The sequence below is a fragment of the Mesorhizobium norvegicum genome (assembly GCF_004919685.1).
Classification (GTDB): Bacteria; Pseudomonadota; Alphaproteobacteria; order Rhizobiales; family Rhizobiaceae; genus Mesorhizobium; species Mesorhizobium norvegicum.
This window is the reverse complement of sequence record NZ_SMYZ01000109.1, coordinates 1-16,154: the sequence shown is the minus strand read 5'-3', so window position 1 is coordinate 16,154 and position 16,154 is coordinate 1. Positions and strand designations below refer to the sequence as shown.

Annotated in this window: 16 protein-coding genes; 1 reads left to right on the top strand and 15 read right to left on the bottom strand. The window is 64.0% G+C overall.

Annotated elements, in window-relative coordinates; translation table 11 throughout:
- Positions 1–265: 265 nt before the first annotated feature.
- The 7 genes from FCU66_RS35985 to FCU66_RS35955 all read right to left on the bottom strand — a co-directional run bounded on the left by FCU66_RS35985 (position 266) and on the right by FCU66_RS35955 (position 7,147).
- Positions 266–1,555, bottom strand: a complete 1,290-nt coding sequence (locus tag FCU66_RS35985) for an NAD(P)/FAD-dependent oxidoreductase (RefSeq protein WP_136618929.1) — start codon at positions 1,553–1,555, stop codon at positions 266–268.
- Positions 1,548–2,297: an ABC transporter ATP-binding protein gene (locus FCU66_RS35980; RefSeq protein WP_109658634.1), complete on the bottom strand. Its 750-nt coding sequence runs from the start codon at positions 2,295–2,297 to the stop codon at positions 1,548–1,550. Before FCU66_RS35980 ends, FCU66_RS35985 begins: the two co-directional genes overlap by 8 nt.
- Positions 2,221–3,051 carry an ABC transporter ATP-binding protein gene (locus FCU66_RS35975; RefSeq protein WP_136618928.1) on the bottom strand — a complete coding sequence of 277 codons (831 nt, stop codon included), beginning with the start codon at positions 3,049–3,051 and terminating at the stop codon, positions 2,221–2,223. The genes FCU66_RS35980 and FCU66_RS35975 overlap by 77 nt, the downstream gene beginning before the upstream one ends.
- Positions 3,048–4,043 (bottom strand): branched-chain amino acid ABC transporter permease, encoded by a 996-nt coding sequence (locus tag FCU66_RS35970; RefSeq protein WP_136618927.1) that lies wholly within the window; start codon positions 4,041–4,043, stop codon positions 3,048–3,050. Before FCU66_RS35970 ends, FCU66_RS35975 begins: the two co-directional genes overlap by 4 nt.
- Positions 4,043–4,993: a branched-chain amino acid ABC transporter permease gene (locus FCU66_RS35965; protein ID WP_246094173.1), complete on the bottom strand. Its 951-nt coding sequence runs from the start codon at positions 4,991–4,993 to the stop codon at positions 4,043–4,045. The genes FCU66_RS35970 and FCU66_RS35965 overlap by 1 nt, the downstream gene beginning before the upstream one ends.
- Before the next feature lie 127 nt (positions 4,994–5,120).
- Entirely contained in the window at positions 5,121–6,233 is a 1,113-nt protein-coding gene (locus FCU66_RS35960) for a branched-chain amino acid ABC transporter substrate-binding protein (protein WP_136618926.1), read from the bottom strand.
- A gap of 140 nt (positions 6,234–6,373) precedes the next feature.
- Positions 6,374–7,147 carry a GntR family transcriptional regulator gene (locus tag FCU66_RS35955; protein ID WP_168991928.1) on the bottom strand — a complete coding sequence of 258 codons (774 nt, stop codon included), beginning with the start codon at positions 7,145–7,147 and terminating at the stop codon, positions 6,374–6,376.
- 110 nt (positions 7,148–7,257) lie between these two features.
- On the opposite strand from FCU66_RS35955, the gene FCU66_RS35950 reads away from it, so the two are divergent.
- A complete protein-coding gene (locus FCU66_RS35950; RefSeq protein WP_136618924.1) occupies positions 7,258–8,010 on the top strand; it encodes a pyrroline-5-carboxylate reductase family protein in 753 nt (250 codons plus the stop codon).
- Between the two features lie 30 nt (positions 8,011–8,040).
- Here FCU66_RS35950 and FCU66_RS35945 read toward each other — a convergent pair whose 3' ends face one another.
- The 8 genes from FCU66_RS35945 to FCU66_RS35910 all read right to left on the bottom strand — a co-directional run.
- A complete protein-coding gene (locus tag FCU66_RS35945; RefSeq protein WP_168991927.1) occupies positions 8,041–8,790 on the bottom strand; it encodes an SDR family oxidoreductase in 750 nt (249 codons plus the stop codon).
- An 87-nt stretch (positions 8,791–8,877) separates the two neighbouring features.
- The gene (locus FCU66_RS35940) at positions 8,878–9,807 is read right to left on the bottom strand and encodes a 3-hydroxyacyl-CoA dehydrogenase NAD-binding domain-containing protein (RefSeq protein WP_136618922.1); all 930 of its coding nucleotides are present in this window, start codon (positions 9,805–9,807) and stop codon (positions 8,878–8,880) included.
- Positions 9,807–10,676, bottom strand: a complete 870-nt coding sequence (locus FCU66_RS35935; RefSeq protein WP_136618921.1) for a hypothetical protein — start codon at positions 10,674–10,676, stop codon at positions 9,807–9,809. Before FCU66_RS35935 ends, FCU66_RS35940 begins: the two co-directional genes overlap by 1 nt.
- A 1-nt stretch (position 10,677) precedes the next feature.
- The gene (locus tag FCU66_RS35930; RefSeq protein ID WP_136618920.1) at positions 10,678–11,001 is read right to left on the bottom strand and encodes an NIPSNAP family protein; all 324 of its coding nucleotides are present in this window, start codon (positions 10,999–11,001) and stop codon (positions 10,678–10,680) included.
- A 115-nt stretch (positions 11,002–11,116) separates the two neighbouring features.
- Positions 11,117–12,433: an acetoin dehydrogenase dihydrolipoyllysine-residue acetyltransferase subunit gene (locus FCU66_RS35925; protein WP_136618919.1), complete on the bottom strand. Its 1,317-nt coding sequence runs from the start codon at positions 12,431–12,433 to the stop codon at positions 11,117–11,119.
- An 11-nt stretch (positions 12,434–12,444) separates the two neighbouring features.
- Positions 12,445–13,419 carry an alpha-ketoacid dehydrogenase subunit beta gene (locus tag FCU66_RS35920; protein WP_136618918.1) on the bottom strand — a complete coding sequence of 325 codons (975 nt, stop codon included), beginning with the start codon at positions 13,417–13,419 and terminating at the stop codon, positions 12,445–12,447.
- Position 13,420: 1 nt separating this feature from the next.
- Positions 13,421–14,392, bottom strand: a complete 972-nt coding sequence (locus tag FCU66_RS35915; RefSeq protein WP_136618917.1) for a thiamine pyrophosphate-dependent dehydrogenase E1 component subunit alpha — start codon at positions 14,390–14,392, stop codon at positions 13,421–13,423.
- A gap of 101 nt (positions 14,393–14,493) precedes the next feature.
- The coding region (locus tag FCU66_RS35910) for a cobalamin B12-binding domain-containing protein (RefSeq protein WP_136625485.1) at positions 14,494–16,154 on the bottom strand (1,661 nt) is incomplete at its 5' end.

Below are 16,154 nucleotides of genomic sequence, written 5' to 3'. Positions count from 1 at the left end.
AAATCCTGTCCCCGCAACCAGATATCAAAACGGCCCGCCTCGTGCGGGCCGTTTTGATATTCGGCTGTGGTGGCCATCGATTTGCCCTGGCTCAGGGGCCCGCAAGCAGGCGAAGCCGACGCAGTGGGACAAAAAAGACAAATCCTGTCCCCGCAACCAAACTTCAGTAATCAAACGGCCCGCTCAAAGCGGGCCGTTTTTGTTTTGGGGGGCTGGCTTCTCGGAACATGCCGGATGGACGCCATCGTTGATCGATCCTGAAGGCTTAGGAGCCTTTATCCTGAAAGCGGTTCCAGGCGTGCATGCGGTTGGCTACCTGCACCGCGATCGGATGGAAGGGAACCGGCTTCATATTGGTGACCGGAAGCGACATCTGCTCATCCGTACGCCGACCTGCCGCCCAGCGGCCGATTTCCTGGCCAAGCGACATGGAGAGTGCCACGCCACGACCGGAATAGACGCCGCCAAACACAAGACCGGGTGCCAGACGATAAAGGCGCGGCCTGCGGTCGGGCACCACCGCGAACGTCCCGTGCCAATATTCCACCATCTCCGGTTCGCCGCCAAAAGCGAAAAAGGCCTTGCCCAGCATGCGCGAGACCTTGGCGCGGCCGCGATCGGCCTCGCCGAACCAGAACGTATGCGTTCCGCCGCTGACCAGCCGGTTGTCGCGGTCATAGTGGAAATAGCGGATGTCGTTGCGCATGTCGGATACGGCTGGATTGCCGACAAGGATTTTCGCGCGCACCTCCTCCGGCAGAGGGTTGGTCGCCGCCTGGAACACTTTTAGCGGCACCAGCGTCTTCTTGAGCCCTGGCCAGATGTCACCGGTCAGCGCGTTGGTCGCCAGCACCACCTCCGGTGCGGTGACGCTTCCCGACGCGGTGAAGACGCGCCAGCCGCCCTCCATTTTCTCGATGCGCGTTGCCCGGGAGTTCTCGCAGATGGTCACGCCTTCGCGCTCCAGCGCCGCGGCAAGGCCGATGGTCATGGCAAACGGGTTGATATGGCCCGAATTGTGCACCATCCAGCCGCCGAGATAGGGACTGCCGATGCGTGCGGTGGCTTCGTCGCGGTCGAGGCTGGAGACATTGGCGCCGAAGGCTTTCCACTCCTCGTAGAACTGGCGGGTGCGGGCAAGCGTCGCCTCGGTGTGCGCGGGCTGGATCCAGCCTTCCTGCACCTGGTGCGCATCGATGTTGAAGCGCTGCATCAGGCCGAAGGCCACACCGGCCGCATCCGCCACCATGCGGTTGTAGCGGGTGCCTACCGTCTTTCCATATGCCGCTTCGAATTCCGAAGGTGATGCCTTGGAATGGTGGGAGATGACGAGGCCGTTGTTGCGGCCGGAAGCCGCCGAGCCGATCTCGTTGCCTTCGAGCATGATGACATCGACGCCGCTGTCGCGCGCGCCGAGTGCCGCGGCCATGCCGGTGAAGCCGCCACCGACGACCAGCACATCCGTCTTCAGATCGCCCTGGAGCGCCGGAGCCGTCTGGCGCAGATCCGCAGTCTTGCGCCACAGATGCGGCGTCTTCCAGTCGACCTCAAACATGAAGAACTTCCACGGTGGCGCCGCCGAGATAGTGCTCGCTCAAGGCTGAATGCTCGGCCATTTCCTGTGCGGGGGCGTGAAGCTTCACCTTGCCGGTATTCAGCAGATAGGCGTAGTCGCCGCATTCGAGCGCGAGCTGAACGTTCTGCTCGACGAGCAGGATGGAGATGCCGTTGCGCGACAGGTCGAGGATGATGCGGAAGATCTGATGAACGATCTTCGGGGCAAGGCCGAGAGACGGTTCGTCGAGCATCAGGAGTTTCGGTTCGGCCATCAGCGCGCGACCAATCGCAAGCATCTGTTGCTGGCCGCCGGACATGCGGCTCGCCATGCCGTTGCGCCGCTCTTTCAGCACCGGAAAGAGATCGAAGGCCTCGGCGCGCAGCGCTTCGAAGCTCTTGCCGCCGCGCCCGACATGGGCGGCGACCAGGTTTTCTTCCACCGTCAGGCGCTGGAAGATCTGGCGGCCTTCCGGGCAATGGGTGATGCCCAGGCGCACGACCTGCTCCGGCCGCAGGCCGGTGATGTCGCGTCCTTCGAAGGTGATGCTGCCGGCGGTCGGACGCGCAACGCCGGAGATGGAGTTGAGCAGCGTCGTCTTGCCGGCGCCGTTCGGGCCGAGAACAACGACGATCTCGTGCGGATCGACGTCGACGTTTATGTCTTCAAGAACGCCGACGCGTCCGTATCCCGAGCTGAGCCCGGCGATCCTGAGCAGCGGCTCGGATGTCGTCGATGTCATTGGCGGTTCCCAGATAGGCGAGTTGGACGTCGGTGCTGGCCTGCACCTCGGCGGGTGTTCCCTGAAAAAGCAGCTTTCCGTGATGCATGACGATGATGTTGTCGCAGAGCGCCATGACCAGATCCATGTCGTGCTCGACGATGATCGTGATCCGGTCGGGCGAGCGCTGGGCGGCGAGCTTCGCGGTCAGATCCGCCGTTTCATGATGGTTCAGCCCGGCGGCGGGCTCGTCAAGCAGCAGCAGGCGCGGATTGCAAACCAGCGCGCGGGCGATTTCCAGCATGCGCTGCCGGCCATAGGGCAGGCTGCCGGCTTCCGCATCGGCATGGCCTTGCAGATCGAAGAGGCGCAAGATCTCCATGCATTTCTCGCGTCGGCGGTCGCGCCGGGCCGAGGCATAGGGCGGCCACACGACTTCTTTCCAGGTGCCGCCGACATCGCTCGGATAGAAGCAGACCTCGAGGTTTTCGAGCGCGGTCATCTGGTCGAAGAGACGGATGTTCTGATAGGTGCGGGCGACTCCCGAATTGGCGATCTGATATTTCTTGAGCTTGTCGAGGCGTTTGCCGTCGAGCATGATTGATCCGGCGGAGACGGTGTAGGAGCCGGCGGTCATGTTGATGAGCGTCGACTTGCCGGCGCCATTGGGTCCGATCACACCGTGGATCAGCCCGGGGGCGAAGGAGGCGGTCACGTCATCGATGGCGACGACCTGGCCATACTCCTTCCGTAGCTTGTTGAAGACCAGGGTCATTTGCCGAACAGCCTCCGGATGAGCTTGTCTGGTCCGAAGCTGCGCGGAACGATGCCGGCCGGGCGCACGATGATCAGGAAGATCATCAACAGCCCGAGGAAGAGGATGCGCCATTCGGCGAATTCGCGCAGCACTTCCGGCAGCAGGATCAGGATTGCCGCACCGGCGACGATGCCGAGAATGTTGCCGATGCCGCCGATCACGATCATCAGCACGATCAGCACCGATTCCTGAAGCGTGAAACTCTCCGGGCTGACGAAGCGCTGGGAGGCCGCGAAGATTGCGCCCGCGATCGAACCGATCGTCGCGGAGGTGGCAAAGGCGGCAAGCTTGGCGTTGGTCGTGTTGATGCCGATGCCGCGCGCGGCGTCCTGGTCCTCACGGATCGCTGCCCAGGCCTTGCCGAGGATGGACCGCTCCAGCCGCCAGGCGACAAGGCCGGCCAGCAGCACGACGACGAGCAGGAGCCAGAAGAAATCGACGGGTCGGGCGATCTGGATGCCGAGGATCGAAGCTTTGTCGAGGCGGGCGATGCCTTTCGGCCCACCGGTAAGCCAGTCGACATTGTTGATGATGATGCGCACGATCTCGCCGAAGCCGAGGGTGACGATGGCAAGATAGTCGCCGCGCAATCTCAACACCGGGATGCCGAGCAATATGCCGGTGATCGCACCAAGGCAGGCGGCTACGACCAGAATGAGCAGGAAAGGCAGATGCAGGTCGAGCTGGGGGCTGGCAAGCAGCGCATAGCTGTACGCACCGACCGCGTAGAAGGCGACGAAGCCGAGATCGAGCAGGCCGGTATAGCCGATCACGATGTTCAGGCCGATGCCGAGCAGGATGTAGATCAGCAGGCTGTCGATGACGCGGATGTAGTAGTTGGGCAGGAAGGGCGTCGCCGCGATCAGCGCGATTGCGACGGCAAAGACAAGGAACGCGACGGCCCGGCTTGAACGCGGCCTGACAGCCGCGAGGCTCTCGGCGACGGACATCAGAACTCCCTCTTGTACACGATGCTTTCCTCGGACACGGCCTCGCCCAATATGCCGGCGGGGCGAACGAGAAGCACGAGTATGAGGATCGCGAAGGTGAGCACATCGCGATATTCGGTACCCAGGACGCCATGGGTGATGACGGGCAGCAGCGCGGTTCCGCCCACTTCGACGAAGGCGAGGATGAAGGCGCCAAGCATGGCGCCGGGAATGGAGCCGATGCCGCCGAGGATCGCCGCGGTGAAGGCCTTCAGGCCAATGACGGCGCCCATGGTCGGCGACATGATGCCGTAGTAGCTGGCATAGAGGATGCCGCCGGCCGCGCCGAGCAGCGGGCCGACGAAGAACACCATCGAGATCGCGCCGTTGACGTTGATGCCCAGAAGCTGTGCGGTAGGGCGGCTTTCCGAAACGGCACGCACGATGATGCCGATGCGGCTGCGGTTGACCAGGAAATGCAGGCCGAACATCAACACGAAGGCGGCGACGAGGATGCCGATCTGCATCGAGGTGATGGTGCCGCCCAGCACTTCATAGCGGACGACGGGGAAGAAGCTCGGAAAGGCGACCGGCTGCGGGCCGGCAAGAATCTGCATGCCGGTGACCAGCGAGAGCGAGACGCCAAGCGAGGACAGCATCGGCGCCAGCCGGGTGGAATTTCGCAACGGTTTGTAGGCAACGCGTTCAATACCGACGCCGATGAGGCCCACCAGGAAGACAGCGACGACAAAGGCCACGGTAAGCGCAATCGCGCCCGCCATGCCGACATCGCCGACCAGCATGCTGAGGATCAGAAAGGCGACATAGGCACCGAGCATGAACATCTCGCCATGGGCGAAATTGATCATGCGCAGCACGCCATAGACCATCGTGTAGCCGAGCGCGATCAGCGCGTAGATCGAGCCGATGGTCAACGCGTTGACCGTCTGCTGAATGAGGTTTCCCAGCATGGGCTGGTGTCCTGTGCAATGGGTTCGCGATCAACCGGTCGAGCCGGCCATCGCACTCTGTCAGGCGCGGCCGTCGACAGGCAAGAGGAGCCGCCTTCAAAAGGCAGGCGGCCCCGGTGCCCGGCTGCTATTTCGAGCCGACAAGCTGGAACTTCGACCCCTCGACCTTGTAGAGGTACGATGGGGCGACTTTAAGTTCGCCCGTTTCGTCGAATTCCAGTTCACCCACGGCGGTCTTGACCTTGACCGCGTGCAGCGCCGTGTTGATGTCCTCGCGCGTCAGGCCCTTGGTTGTCTTCAGCACCTGTTCGAGGATCTGGCCCTGCACATAGCCATAGATCGAGTAAGGGCCGGCATCCTCACCGTACTTGGCTTTGTAGAGCTTGGCGAACTCGGCGATCTCCGGCGAGGCATCCATCGGCGGCACCTGGATAGCGACGAGCGTGCCCTGAACGTTGGGCTCGCCGGCCTGTTTGATCAGGTCCGGCGTATAGCCGCCGTCGGGTACGATCAGGGTGGCGGTGATGCCTTGCTCATGCATCTGCTTTGCAAAGAGCGCCAGCTGCGGCATGACGGCACCGAGATAGATGACGTCGGGCTTCTTCGGCTTGATCTGCGCCAGCACGGCGGCGAAGTCCACATCGCTTGGCGCGACCGAAATCGTGTCGATGACCTTGCCGCCGCCATCCTGGAAGTTCTTGGCAAAGATTTCGGAGATGCCCTGGCCGAAAACCTGCTTGTCGTTGACGACCAGGGCCGTCTTGGCGCCAAGCTTGCCGAGCGCGTATTCAGCCGGCAGCAGCGCCCCCGCCAGATCGTTCGCGACCGGACGCACCATGAGCTTGTAGCCCTGCTTGGTGAGCGAAGGGTTGGAGCCGAAGGTCATCGTCGGCAGCGAGCAATCCTCGTAGATCGGCAGAGTGGACTGGGCGACGCCGGAATTGAAGTTGACGAGGCCCAGAACCACCTTGTCATTGTCGCAGAACTTTTGCGCCACGAGCGTTCCCTCGCGCGGATCCGCCTTGTCGTCTTGCTGGTCATAGGCGACGGTCACGCCATTGACCCCACCATCGGCGTTCAACTTGTCGACATAGAGCTTGAAGCCGTTATGCCATGTGGTGCCGAAATAGGCCTGCGGGCCGGAGAGCGGAGCGGATAGACCAATCGTGATCTGCTCGGCCATGGCCGGACCCGCGAACAGCGATGCTCCGAGAAGGAGCGTGGCGATAAATTTTCTCATGATGGTTCCCCTTGGCTACTGGTCACGACGGGAGCGGCCGTTCCGGTCTTCTCTCCCTTGGAACCCATCGAAGCAGACAAAGAGACTGTCGTCAAGAAAGTGTCGACACTATTGCGTTCAATTTTGTGCTCAGATATCGATTATGCGTCGCGGGTCCTTCGCCGGCGCTTCAGATCGGCGCCGTTGTCGGGCGCGAAAACCTTGAGCAGGGCGTCCTTGAGCGCCTGCTGCGTGGCGGAGACGGTCATCTCGATATGTTCGCGCAACAGTTTCATGCCGTTTTCGACATCCCGCCTGACGGCGGCATCGACGATTGCCGAGTGAGAGGTGATCTGCGTCCTGTCATGCGAGGGATGTTCGATCTGGATGCGGCGGATGAAGCGGATACGCGCATTGATGGAGGTGAGCTGGCCGACGAGTTCCGGATTTCCCGACAGTTCGGCGATAAGCAGATGGAAGCCTTCGTCCTCGGCCAGGATGATGTCCGGCGGCTGGTTGGGGTAAGCGTCGACGATCGCTTCCCAGTAGCTCCGCAGCCGGTCGATTTCACTGTCGTCGGCGCGTTCGCACATCAGCTTGAAGGCAGCGCATTCGATGATCGAGCGGAACTCGTAGAGGTCGAGCAGGCCCTCGGTGCTGAGGCTCCTGACGAAAAAGCCGCGATTGGGCGTGAGCGAAACGAAACCCTCCGAGGCGAGCCGGTTCAGCGCCTCGCGGATCGGTGTGCGCGACACGCCGAGGCTGCGCGAAAGCTGGACTTCGTTGATACGTTCGCCGGGCTTCAGCTTGAACTCGACGAGAAGCTTGCGGATGGTGTTGTAGGCGCGTTCGCTGCTGTCGGCAGCGCGGCGCGTTTCGGCCTCATTGGCAAGGGATGGGTCGCTATCGGCGCTGGTCTCGGCTCGTTCGGTCACGACGATTCTCATCTGATTTGTATGCAGGCTGTGTCTACACTTCGTAGAGCGCCTTTCTTTCCCAACTTCGTGTGAATGGCAAGCAGCAGGTTCAAATCCGGGGGACAACAATGATTGTAGGCATTCTTGGCGTCGGGCATCTGGCGGCGTCCATGCTGGCTGGTTTCCTGCGTTCCGGGCTGGATCCCGCGGCAATCGTGCTGTCGCCGCGCGGCAAGGCGGCTGCGCTTTCAGCCCGCTACGGCTTTCGGTTGGCAACCGACAATCGCGATCTCGTCGAACGATCCGATGTCGTCATTGTCGCCGTACGGCCTGCGCATGCGCCGGACGCGGTCGCCGGCCTGCCTTGGCGCACGGACCAGACGCTGGTTTCGGTTTGCGCCGGCGTACCGCTGTCGCGGTTTGCGGTCGCGCCCGCGCGCGCTGTTCGCGCCATGCCGTTCACGGCTTCCGAAATCTGTGCCAGTCCGACGATCTATTTCCCCGACCTTGAGCAGGCGCGGGCGGTTCTCGACCGGCTCGGCCCCTCGATTGCGCTCGCCAGCGAAACGGACTTCGAGGTGGCGACGGTCAATGCAGCCGTCTATGGCTGGGTGCAGGATCTGATCCGCAAGACGACTGAATGGTCGAGCGCGCAAGGTCTCGATCCGGCAATTGGCCGCCGGCTGACGGCGCTGACGTTCGTGGCCGCCGGGCGGCTGATTGAGGAGAAGGACCAGCCGATGGACCGGATGCTCGAGGAGCTGGTGACACCGGGCGGCATCACCGAGCGGGGCCTGCAGGTGCTTTCGGCGCGCGGTGTGCCGGAGGCCTGGGACGAGGCTTGCACGGCCGTGCTCGACAAATTGACGGAGCCAGGCTGAGGCGCGGTGTCGCTGACACCTGCGGTCCGCTCATCGTTGCGGCGCGGGCGGATAGGTATGGCCGCCGGGTGCCTGTTCGCTTGGCGCAACGATCAATTCGGCGATGTCGACATGATCCGGCATCCGCAGCGCGGCAACGAGCACGGCGGCAATATCGACCGGGCCGAGCGGCCGCTGTTGCGAGTACATGCGCTTGCGCAGGCCCTCGCGGTCGCCGTCGAAGGCCTTCAGGTAGAAATCCGTCTCCACGCGGCCGGGGGCGATCTCGGTCAGCCGCACGCCGGTGCCTGCCAGATCGAAGCGCAGGACGCGGCCGGCCTGGGAAAGGCCGGCCTTTGCCGCACCGTAGGTCGTCGTGCCGGGAAAGACGCCACTGGCCGCCGTGCTGGTCAGGTTGAAGATATGGCCACGCTTGCGCGCGATCATGCCCGGCAGCAACATGCGGATGAGCTGCAAGGGTGCGGTGAGATTCAGCGCCACCACCTCGGCTGTTTCCTCCGCGCTCTGCTCATGCAGAGGGCGCACCGTCGCCAGACCGCCGGCATTGTTGATCAACACATCAATTTCCGCCGCACCGAGCGCAGCGGCGATCGCTTCGTGGTCGCGCACATCGGCAACGAGCGGCTTTACGCGCGGCCCGAGCCTCTCCTGCAGGACCTGCAGCGCGCCATGGTTGCGCGCCAACGCATGGACGGTCAATCCTTCCACGACCAGGCTCTCGACGATCGCTGCGCCGATGCCTTTCGAGGCGCCGGTGACAAGGGCGGTGCGATAGGTCATGGCCATTCTCCTGAACCGTGATGATCAGAGCAATTCCAGGAAAAGTGTGAAACGGTTTTCCGTCCGGAATTGCGTCAAAACAAAGAGTTAAAGCGCGCCGCGTTCGGCCACTGTTTTCAAAATGCCGACGAGGCCTGCCTCGCGCGCGGCCTTCAGTTCCTCGTGGCTGCGCCCGCCCACCGCCGCATTTGTCGAAGCCGTGATCGCGCGAATGGTCTCGCTGTCGAGCTTTGCGTCGAGCAGCGTGTCCCAGATCGCCTGATAGGTCGGGCCATATTTGTGCAGGAAATCCTCGATGCCATCGGCGTTGAGGCTGTTGGAAATGAACGAACCTTGCAGGGTCCATTTCGCACCCGGCCCATACATGAAGGCACGATCCACGTCCTCGACCGAGGCGACGCCGTCGCGCACCAGCGCGATCGCCTCGCGCCACATGGCGCCCATCAGGCGCAAGGCGATATGGCCGGTCACTTCCCGGTTGAGCGTCACCGGTTTCTTGCCGATGGCCTCGTAGATCGCGTGTGCCCGGGCGATCGCCTGCGGATCCGACGCCTTGCCGCCGACGATCTCGACCAGCGGCATCAGATGCGCCGGATTGAAGGGATGACCGAGCACGACGCGGCCGGGCAGGCGGCATTCGTCCTGCATGTCGGACACGAGCAAGGCCGAGGAGGAGGAAGCGATCACGACCTCATCGCCGACATGGTCTTCGATTTCGGCCAGCAGCCGGCGCTTGAGGGCCAGGTCTTCCGGACCGTTCTCCTGCACGAAATCGACGCCTTCGAGCGTCTCGGCAAGCGTCGGGAAAAGACGGATCGCACCGGGCGCGGCCGAGGCCGAGGATCCTTTCAACGCGTCGAGGTCGGCCATGAGTGCAGGCAGCACCTCATTGAAAGCCGCTTCGCGCCGCTCCGTCGGATCGAACACGCGCACCGCGTGGCCGGCATGGGCAAAGCAAGCCGTCCAGCGCTGCCCGATCACGCCGAAACCCACAATGCCGATGGTCAGTTTTTGCATCACCTGGCCCTCCTGCCGTCAAGCGCTGCGCGGAAGGCCTCGTTGAGGTCGTTCCACGGGATGAGAAGATCGAGCCAGGCGCCGATCCGTCCGGCAACCAGGATTGCCTCGTCGATCAGGGCATCGAAGGGATGTCGATCGTCCATCGCCGCCTTGAGCCGGAAAAGCAGAGCCGGCGTTTCCTCCATGTGGCAGAAGTCGCGCAGGCGGGTCGCGGTCTTGTCGAGCGCGATTGCTGCCGCCTGGCGCAGCACCATTTCGTCCTTTCCGCCGCGCTCGGCGCGGATCCACCAGAGGAATTCGTGCAGCACACGCGCTTCCGACTCCGCGGTGAAGACGGGACCTGCCGGGTGCATGATGGCTCGGGAGGTGGTGACATGACTGATGTCGGCGGGACAGTCCGCCCAAAGCGCCTTGCGCGCAGCAATGATATCCTGCGGCAGCGACGATGGCGCCGACAGCTCGGACACGCCGCCATCCGACCGGACAAGCGTACCTTCCAGAATACGGCGGCCCTGGTCCTGCTTCAGTGTCGCGGCAAGCTCGGCAATGCCTTCCACCGGCGCGTCGAGATGGCCGAGAACGGTGATCTCGGCATTTTCTGCCTGGAGCGGCGCGAAGGTGATTTCAAGGAACTGCCGCACCGGCCAGTAGATGAAAGCGCCCGCGGTTGCGGAAAGCACATGCGTTGCACCCTCCACATCCTCCACGAAGGGGGCATGCCAATAGATATGGCTGCCGGCGATCTTGGGCGTGTGGAGCTGCAGACGCATCGGCAGGGCCGAAAGCAGCGCGCGGCGCGTGCGGTCGGCATCGCCGGTCAGGCGCAGCGGCCAGCTGCGCCCTTCGGCAGAGAAAATCAGGTCCATCTTACTTTCCGGGATTGAAGAAGGAGACGGGTTTGAGGATTTGGTTGCGCATGTCGAGAAGATAATCGGTTTCGATCACCTTGCGCCGATAGGCCTGCCATTCGGGATCGGCTTCCATGCGATCGCGCCGCTCCTCCCGATCGGCAAGGCTTTCATATTTCCACAGATGCACGGTGCGCGACAGGTCGCCGATATGCGTCTGGAAGAAGCCGAAGGGCTCGCCCAGATAGTGCTGCTGCATCGGCAGGCCGACCTCCTCGTAGAGTGTGAGGAAATGCGACAGCTTGTTCGGGCGGGCGGTGTAGGTGCGATGGTCGAAAATCATATCGGGCACTCCTTCTGGCATTCTGTTCCGGCGCCTTCGGCGCCGGCATCATGTGGTCTTGTCTGTCTCCCGTGGTTGATCCGCGGGGCTAGGCGAGTTTGAGCGGATTGCCGGCTCAGCCGGCGCTCCGCACCGTCTCGGTGATCAGCCGGGCCGTGAGCGCCGGAGCCTCAATCTGCGGTACATGGCCAATGCCATCGAGAAGATGAACAGCAGTGAAGCCCGGCGCGCGGGCCGCATGGGCGACCGGAATGACGCGGTCGAGCCTGCCCCAAATGAGCCGCGTCGGCACGGCAAGTTCGCCAAGCGCGCTCACCAGATCGAAACCCTGGGTGCCGTCCGGGAACAAGCTTTCGGCCATCGCCGCGAGCGCGTCGCGATTGCCGGTCTTTTCCATCTGCCTGAGCGCGGCCTGCGCATAGCCGATCGGCAAGGCCGAGGGGTCGCCGACCATCACCGTCAGCCACTGCTCGAGGGCCTGCGCCGTGGTCGCGCGGGCAAGACCGGCAATGAAGCCTGCATTGATCTCGGGGCCAAGCCCGCCGGGGGCAAGGAGCGTCACGGAGCGCACCGCGAGACGGCCCAGCCGGGCGAGCGCGAGAGCCGCCGCGCCGCCCAGGGAGTGGCCGACGAGATGGGCATTGCCCACGCCCATCTCCTCCAGCCGGTCGGAGAGGAGGAAGGCGATCTCCTCGATGCTCCTTGCCGGCCTTGCCGCTTCCGCACCATGACCGGGCAGGTCGAGGCTGATCGTCTCGATCTCGGGCCCGAGCAACGGGACAACCTGCCGCCACACAGAGCGATCCGCGCCGAAGCCATGGATAAGGACCACGGGCGCCGTCTGTCGGGCCAGCGCCGGCGCGGCAACAGGCGATGTCTGGACTGCGGCCGGCGTTCGCTGGCCTGCGCCGTCATGTTCGTTCGAGAGGGCGGCAAGGGTGGCATCGATGTCGCGCTTCTTGATGCGTCCATGCGGGCCGCTTCCCGAAATGGTGGCAAGGTCGAGCCCGGCCGCGGCGGCAAGCCGCCGGGCCAACGGGCTTGCGATTGCACGGCTGCCGGGCGGCCGGATGGAGGAAGGCGCGTCGCCGGCCACAGGCTCGCGCGGATTGGGTTCCGCAGCCGTCGCCGTGGTCGGCGCGATCGAAGCGGACTGGCCAGCGATCGGCTTCTCGCCAACTATCGGTTTCTCATCCGCGATCGTGCCGAGCACAGCGCCCACGGGCGCTTCCTGTCCCTCGGCGAAGAAGATTTCCGCCAGCCAGCCGTCGCGGTCGGCTTCGATCTCGGTTGCTGCCTTGGCGGTTTCGACGGTGACGAGAAGGTCGCCGGTCTTGACCGGGTCGCCTGATTTCACCGCCCAGCCGATCACCAGCACGGCTTCCATATATTCGCCGCCGGCGCTGTCGATGCTGATCGGATAGGTCGCCATCGCCGCCTCCGTCACTTCAGCGTCTTCAGCGCGGCAGTGCGGATCTTCTCGGCACTTGGCAGCATCGCCGTTTCCAGCGGTTCGGAATAGGGGATCGGCATATCCGGCAAGGTGACGCGCGTGACCGGCGCGTCCAGTTCGTCGAAGGCGTGGTCCATGATCGTTGCCGAAAGCTCGGCGGCGTAGCCGCAGAAGCGCCAGCCCTCGTTGACCACCACGGCATGGTGCGTTTTCGCGATCGAGGCGACGATGGCGTTGACATCGAGCGGGCGCAGCGACCGGAGATCGACGATTTCGGCCGAAACACCGTCAGCTGCGAGAAGATCCGCGGCTTTCAGCGCCTCCACCACCATCTTGGAGGTGGCGAAGATCGAGATATCGCTGCCTTCGCGCAGGGTTGCCGCCTTGCCGAGCGGCACGGTCACGTCGCCTTCCGGCACTTCGCCACGGGTGTTGTAGAGCAGCTTGTGTTCGAGGAAGACGACCGGCTGGTCGTCGCGGATCGCGGCCTTCAGCATGCCCTTGGCGTCGGCCGGTGTCGAAGGGGCAACGACCTTGATGCCGGGTATGTGGGCAAGCATGGAATCGAGCGACTTGGAGTGCTGCGCGCCGGCGCCGGCGCCGCCGCCGCCCTGCGTGCGCAGCACGAACGGCATCTTCACCTGGCCGTTCCAGATGTAGTTGTAGATCGAGGCCTGGTTGACCAGCGCATCGAGTGTCAGCGGCACGAAATCGGCATACATGATTTCAAGCACCGGCCGCGTGCCGGTCATCGCGGCGGTCACCGCCATGGCGGTCAGCGCCTGTTCGGAGATCGGCGTGTCGCGCACCCGCGTTTCGCCGAATTCCTCCATCAGCCCTTTCGTCACCTTGAAGACGCCGCCATAGCGGCCGATGTCCTCGCCGAAGAGGAAGACGGAGGGGTCGGCCTGCATTTCTTCGCGCAGTGCCGCATTGAGCGCTTCGGCGTACCGCATCATGGCCATGTCAGTGCGCCTCGCTGTAGGGGTTGCAGGCTTCGTCGAGCGAGAATTCGGGCATCGGGTCGGAGAGGGCGGCCGCGAATGCCTCGTCGACCTCAGCCTTGGCCGCCGCCTCGATCCCGGCGAGTTTCGCCTCGCCGACATCGCCCAAAAGCACCTTGCGCGAGACGAGTAGGGGGTCACGCGCCTTCCAGGCCGCAATGTCCTCCGGCTTCTGGTAGCCGCCCATGTCGGAGGTGGAAAACCCCTCGATCCGGTAGGTCTTGCATTCGACCATGCCGGGGCCCTCGCCGCGCCGGGCACGCTCGACCATGGTCGACACGGCGCGGTAGACGGCCACCGCGTCATTGCCATCGACGATCTCGGCCGGCATCGCATAGCCGGCGGCGCGGATCGACAGGTCCTCGACCGGCGACTGGACCTCGGAGGGAACGGTCAGGCCGAACTGGTTGTGTTCGAGCACGAAGACGACCGGCAGCTTCCACAGCCCGGCCATGTTCATGGCCTCGTGGCAGATGCCGGTCTGCGCGGCGCCGTCGCCGAAAACGCACATGGCGACATTGCCGGTGCCGAGGATCTGCATCGACAGCGCCATGCCGGTGGCGGCCGGAATGCCCGCACCGACAATGGCGTTGCCGCCGATCACGCCCTTTTCGGCATCGGCCACCAGCATGTGGCCGGCGCGCCCGCCGCAGGCACCGGTGGCCCGCCCGAAGATCTCGGCCACTACCGGGTGCACGGCCATGCCCTTGCCGATATAGACCGCGTGGCCGCGATGGGTGGTGGCGACCTTGTCGCCGGCCTCCAGCACGGCGGTCGCGGCGACACCGACGGCTTCCTGGCCATCGCAACGATGGATTGGACCGCGCGTGCGTCCTTCCTTGTGAAGCGCCCCAAGGCTCTCTTCCAGATGCCGCACCAGCAGCATCCGGCGATAGATTTCCAGATGTTGTTCGACGGAAGGAGTGTTTTTCACCGGTGTCCCCGAGTTTGCGCCGAAATTAAATACAAAAGTGTCGACACTTTGCAAGCGCTTCTGCGCGATAGGGCAAAACAAGTTTCAAAAAGAGAGACCGATCACGCCCCGAAAGTGGCGGGCCGAATGGAACGCAGGGCGCGCAGCATCTCGTCGAGGTCGGCGCAGGGCAGACATCCAAGGTCGGCAATATCCTTGGTGACGTCGACCGGCAGGCCCGAATTGGACTCCTTGGGCACTTCATTCAATCGTCCGCCGATGAGCACCGGCAAGGCAAGTCCGCGTGCCGCCATTGCCGCTTTCACCGCCTGTGCGTAACGCAGCGCCACGCCATTGTAGGTGCTGACGGCGATGGCATCGGCCCCGGTTTCGGCGGCGCGGGCGACGAGCGTTTCCGGGTCGACGGCCACACCGGCATCGGCGATGACGATACCCAGGCCTTCGAGCGCCTGTTCGACGAGATATTTGCCGTGCTCATGCACGTCGGTCGTGCCGATGCAGATGGTCAGGGGTTTAGGGCTTTCCAGCGGCTTCTGTGCTGCGACCCAGGCGACGGCCTTGTGGTTGAGTTCGCGTGCCCATTCGGCATGGATCAGCGGCGTGCGCCCGCGCATGCCGTCCGCGCCCGGGCCGAAAAGCGCCTCCATGCGTTTCGGCCCCATGCGGCGGATGGCGAACATCAGCGCGGCCGGGTCTTCGGTATCCACCCCCCGCTCGGCCAGCCCCTTGATGACGGCACCGGCAAAGCGGCGCCCGCCTTCGACCAGCACATCGGCCATCGCTTCCACCTTGGTCCAGTCGAAGACCGGATCGTAGAAAGGTGCGTGCAGCGTGAGCCGGTGCGCGAAGGTCTGCGCGTCGATGATCTCGTCGACATCGGGAATGCGCTGGTTCTCGGTCACCGGCACCGGATTGATCGCATGGCCGGAGGGCCACCGCCCGACGGCGAGTATGTCGGCCAGGAGATAACTCGCCAGGCTTGCGTAATTGCCGGCCGGGGTCGACTGGTAGGAGACGGTGTTGCCGAAGATCATGGTCCCCGGCGTGTCGCTGACCCGCACCAGCGCGGCATGGAAAGCAGCGCGCGACAGCGGATCGCTGAAGTGGTGGCCGTAGCAATGGCCGAGCCGAGCGCCGATCAGATCCTCGACGATGTGCTTCTCGACCAGCACCATGCCGAGCGCGCAAGCCATATCGATGAACAGCCCGGCGAAGCCGTCGTCGAGATTGGAATGGACAAGGATTTCGGCATCCTGGGCGGCGATCAGGCCGAGCGCGGTGATGGTGGCTTCGGTGGTTGCCACGTCATCGTCCCAATAGGGCAGGCGGAAGGTGAAATACTGTCCCAGATTGCCGATGGCCGTTGCCCCGGCGGCGATCGCGGCGCGGGTGTTTTCCACCGCGCCCGGCAGGCCGAGCATGAAGTCGCCGAAATGGGCGGCGGCCGGCGCGGCATTGGTGATGCGCGCGAAATCCTCGGGGCCGGTGAGCACGATGCCGGTGCCGCGCGCAGCCTTGGCGCGCATGGCTTGGGGGTAGCCCATCGACCAGTCGAGGGTGATGCCGAAACGGTCGATCGTCACGCCTGCCTTGCGGCATTGCTCATGCACCTCGCCGATCGCCGCCACGGTGCGGTCGACGCTTCTGAAGCCGATATGGGCGTGCTGCATGACACGCTTTTCGGCTGCTGCCTTGCGTTTCCATGCGGCTTCGGACGGCATCCCGGTTTCGGTGAGGACGCGGCAGCTGCCGAGGCGCCAGT

Excerpts from the sequence above, each read along its gene's own strand:
- FCU66_RS35985 (WP_136618929.1), bottom strand. The coding sequence starts at position 1,555 with ATGTTTGAGGTCGACTGGAAGACGCCGCATCTGTGGCGCAAGACTGCG.
- FCU66_RS35980 (WP_109658634.1), bottom strand. The coding sequence starts at position 2,297 with ATGACATCGACGACATCCGAGCCGCTGCTCAGGATCGCCGGGCTCAGC.
- FCU66_RS35975 (WP_136618928.1), bottom strand. The coding sequence starts at position 3,051 with ATGACCCTGGTCTTCAACAAGCTACGGAAGGAGTATGGCCAGGTCGTC.
- FCU66_RS35970 (WP_136618927.1), bottom strand. The coding sequence starts at position 4,043 with ATGTCCGTCGCCGAGAGCCTCGCGGCTGTCAGGCCGCGTTCAAGCCGG.
- FCU66_RS35965 (WP_246094173.1), bottom strand. The coding sequence starts at position 4,993 with ATGCTGGGAAACCTCATTCAGCAGACGGTCAACGCGTTGACCATCGGC.
- FCU66_RS35960 (WP_136618926.1), bottom strand. The coding sequence starts at position 6,233 with ATGAGAAAATTTATCGCCACGCTCCTTCTCGGAGCATCGCTGTTCGCG.
- FCU66_RS35950 (WP_136618924.1), top strand. The coding sequence starts at position 7,258 with ATGATTGTAGGCATTCTTGGCGTCGGGCATCTGGCGGCGTCCATGCTG.
- FCU66_RS35945 (WP_168991927.1), bottom strand. The coding sequence starts at position 8,790 with ATGACCTATCGCACCGCCCTTGTCACCGGCGCCTCGAAAGGCATCGGC.
- FCU66_RS35940 (WP_136618922.1), bottom strand. The coding sequence starts at position 9,807 with ATGCAAAAACTGACCATCGGCATTGTGGGTTTCGGCGTGATCGGGCAG.
- FCU66_RS35935 (WP_136618921.1), bottom strand. The coding sequence starts at position 10,676 with ATGGACCTGATTTTCTCTGCCGAAGGGCGCAGCTGGCCGCTGCGCCTG.
- FCU66_RS35930 (WP_136618920.1), bottom strand. The coding sequence starts at position 11,001 with ATGATTTTCGACCATCGCACCTACACCGCCCGCCCGAACAAGCTGTCG.
- FCU66_RS35925 (WP_136618919.1), bottom strand. The coding sequence starts at position 12,433 with ATGGCGACCTATCCGATCAGCATCGACAGCGCCGGCGGCGAATATATG.
- FCU66_RS35920 (WP_136618918.1), bottom strand. The coding sequence starts at position 13,419 with ATGGCCATGATGCGGTACGCCGAAGCGCTCAATGCGGCACTGCGCGAA.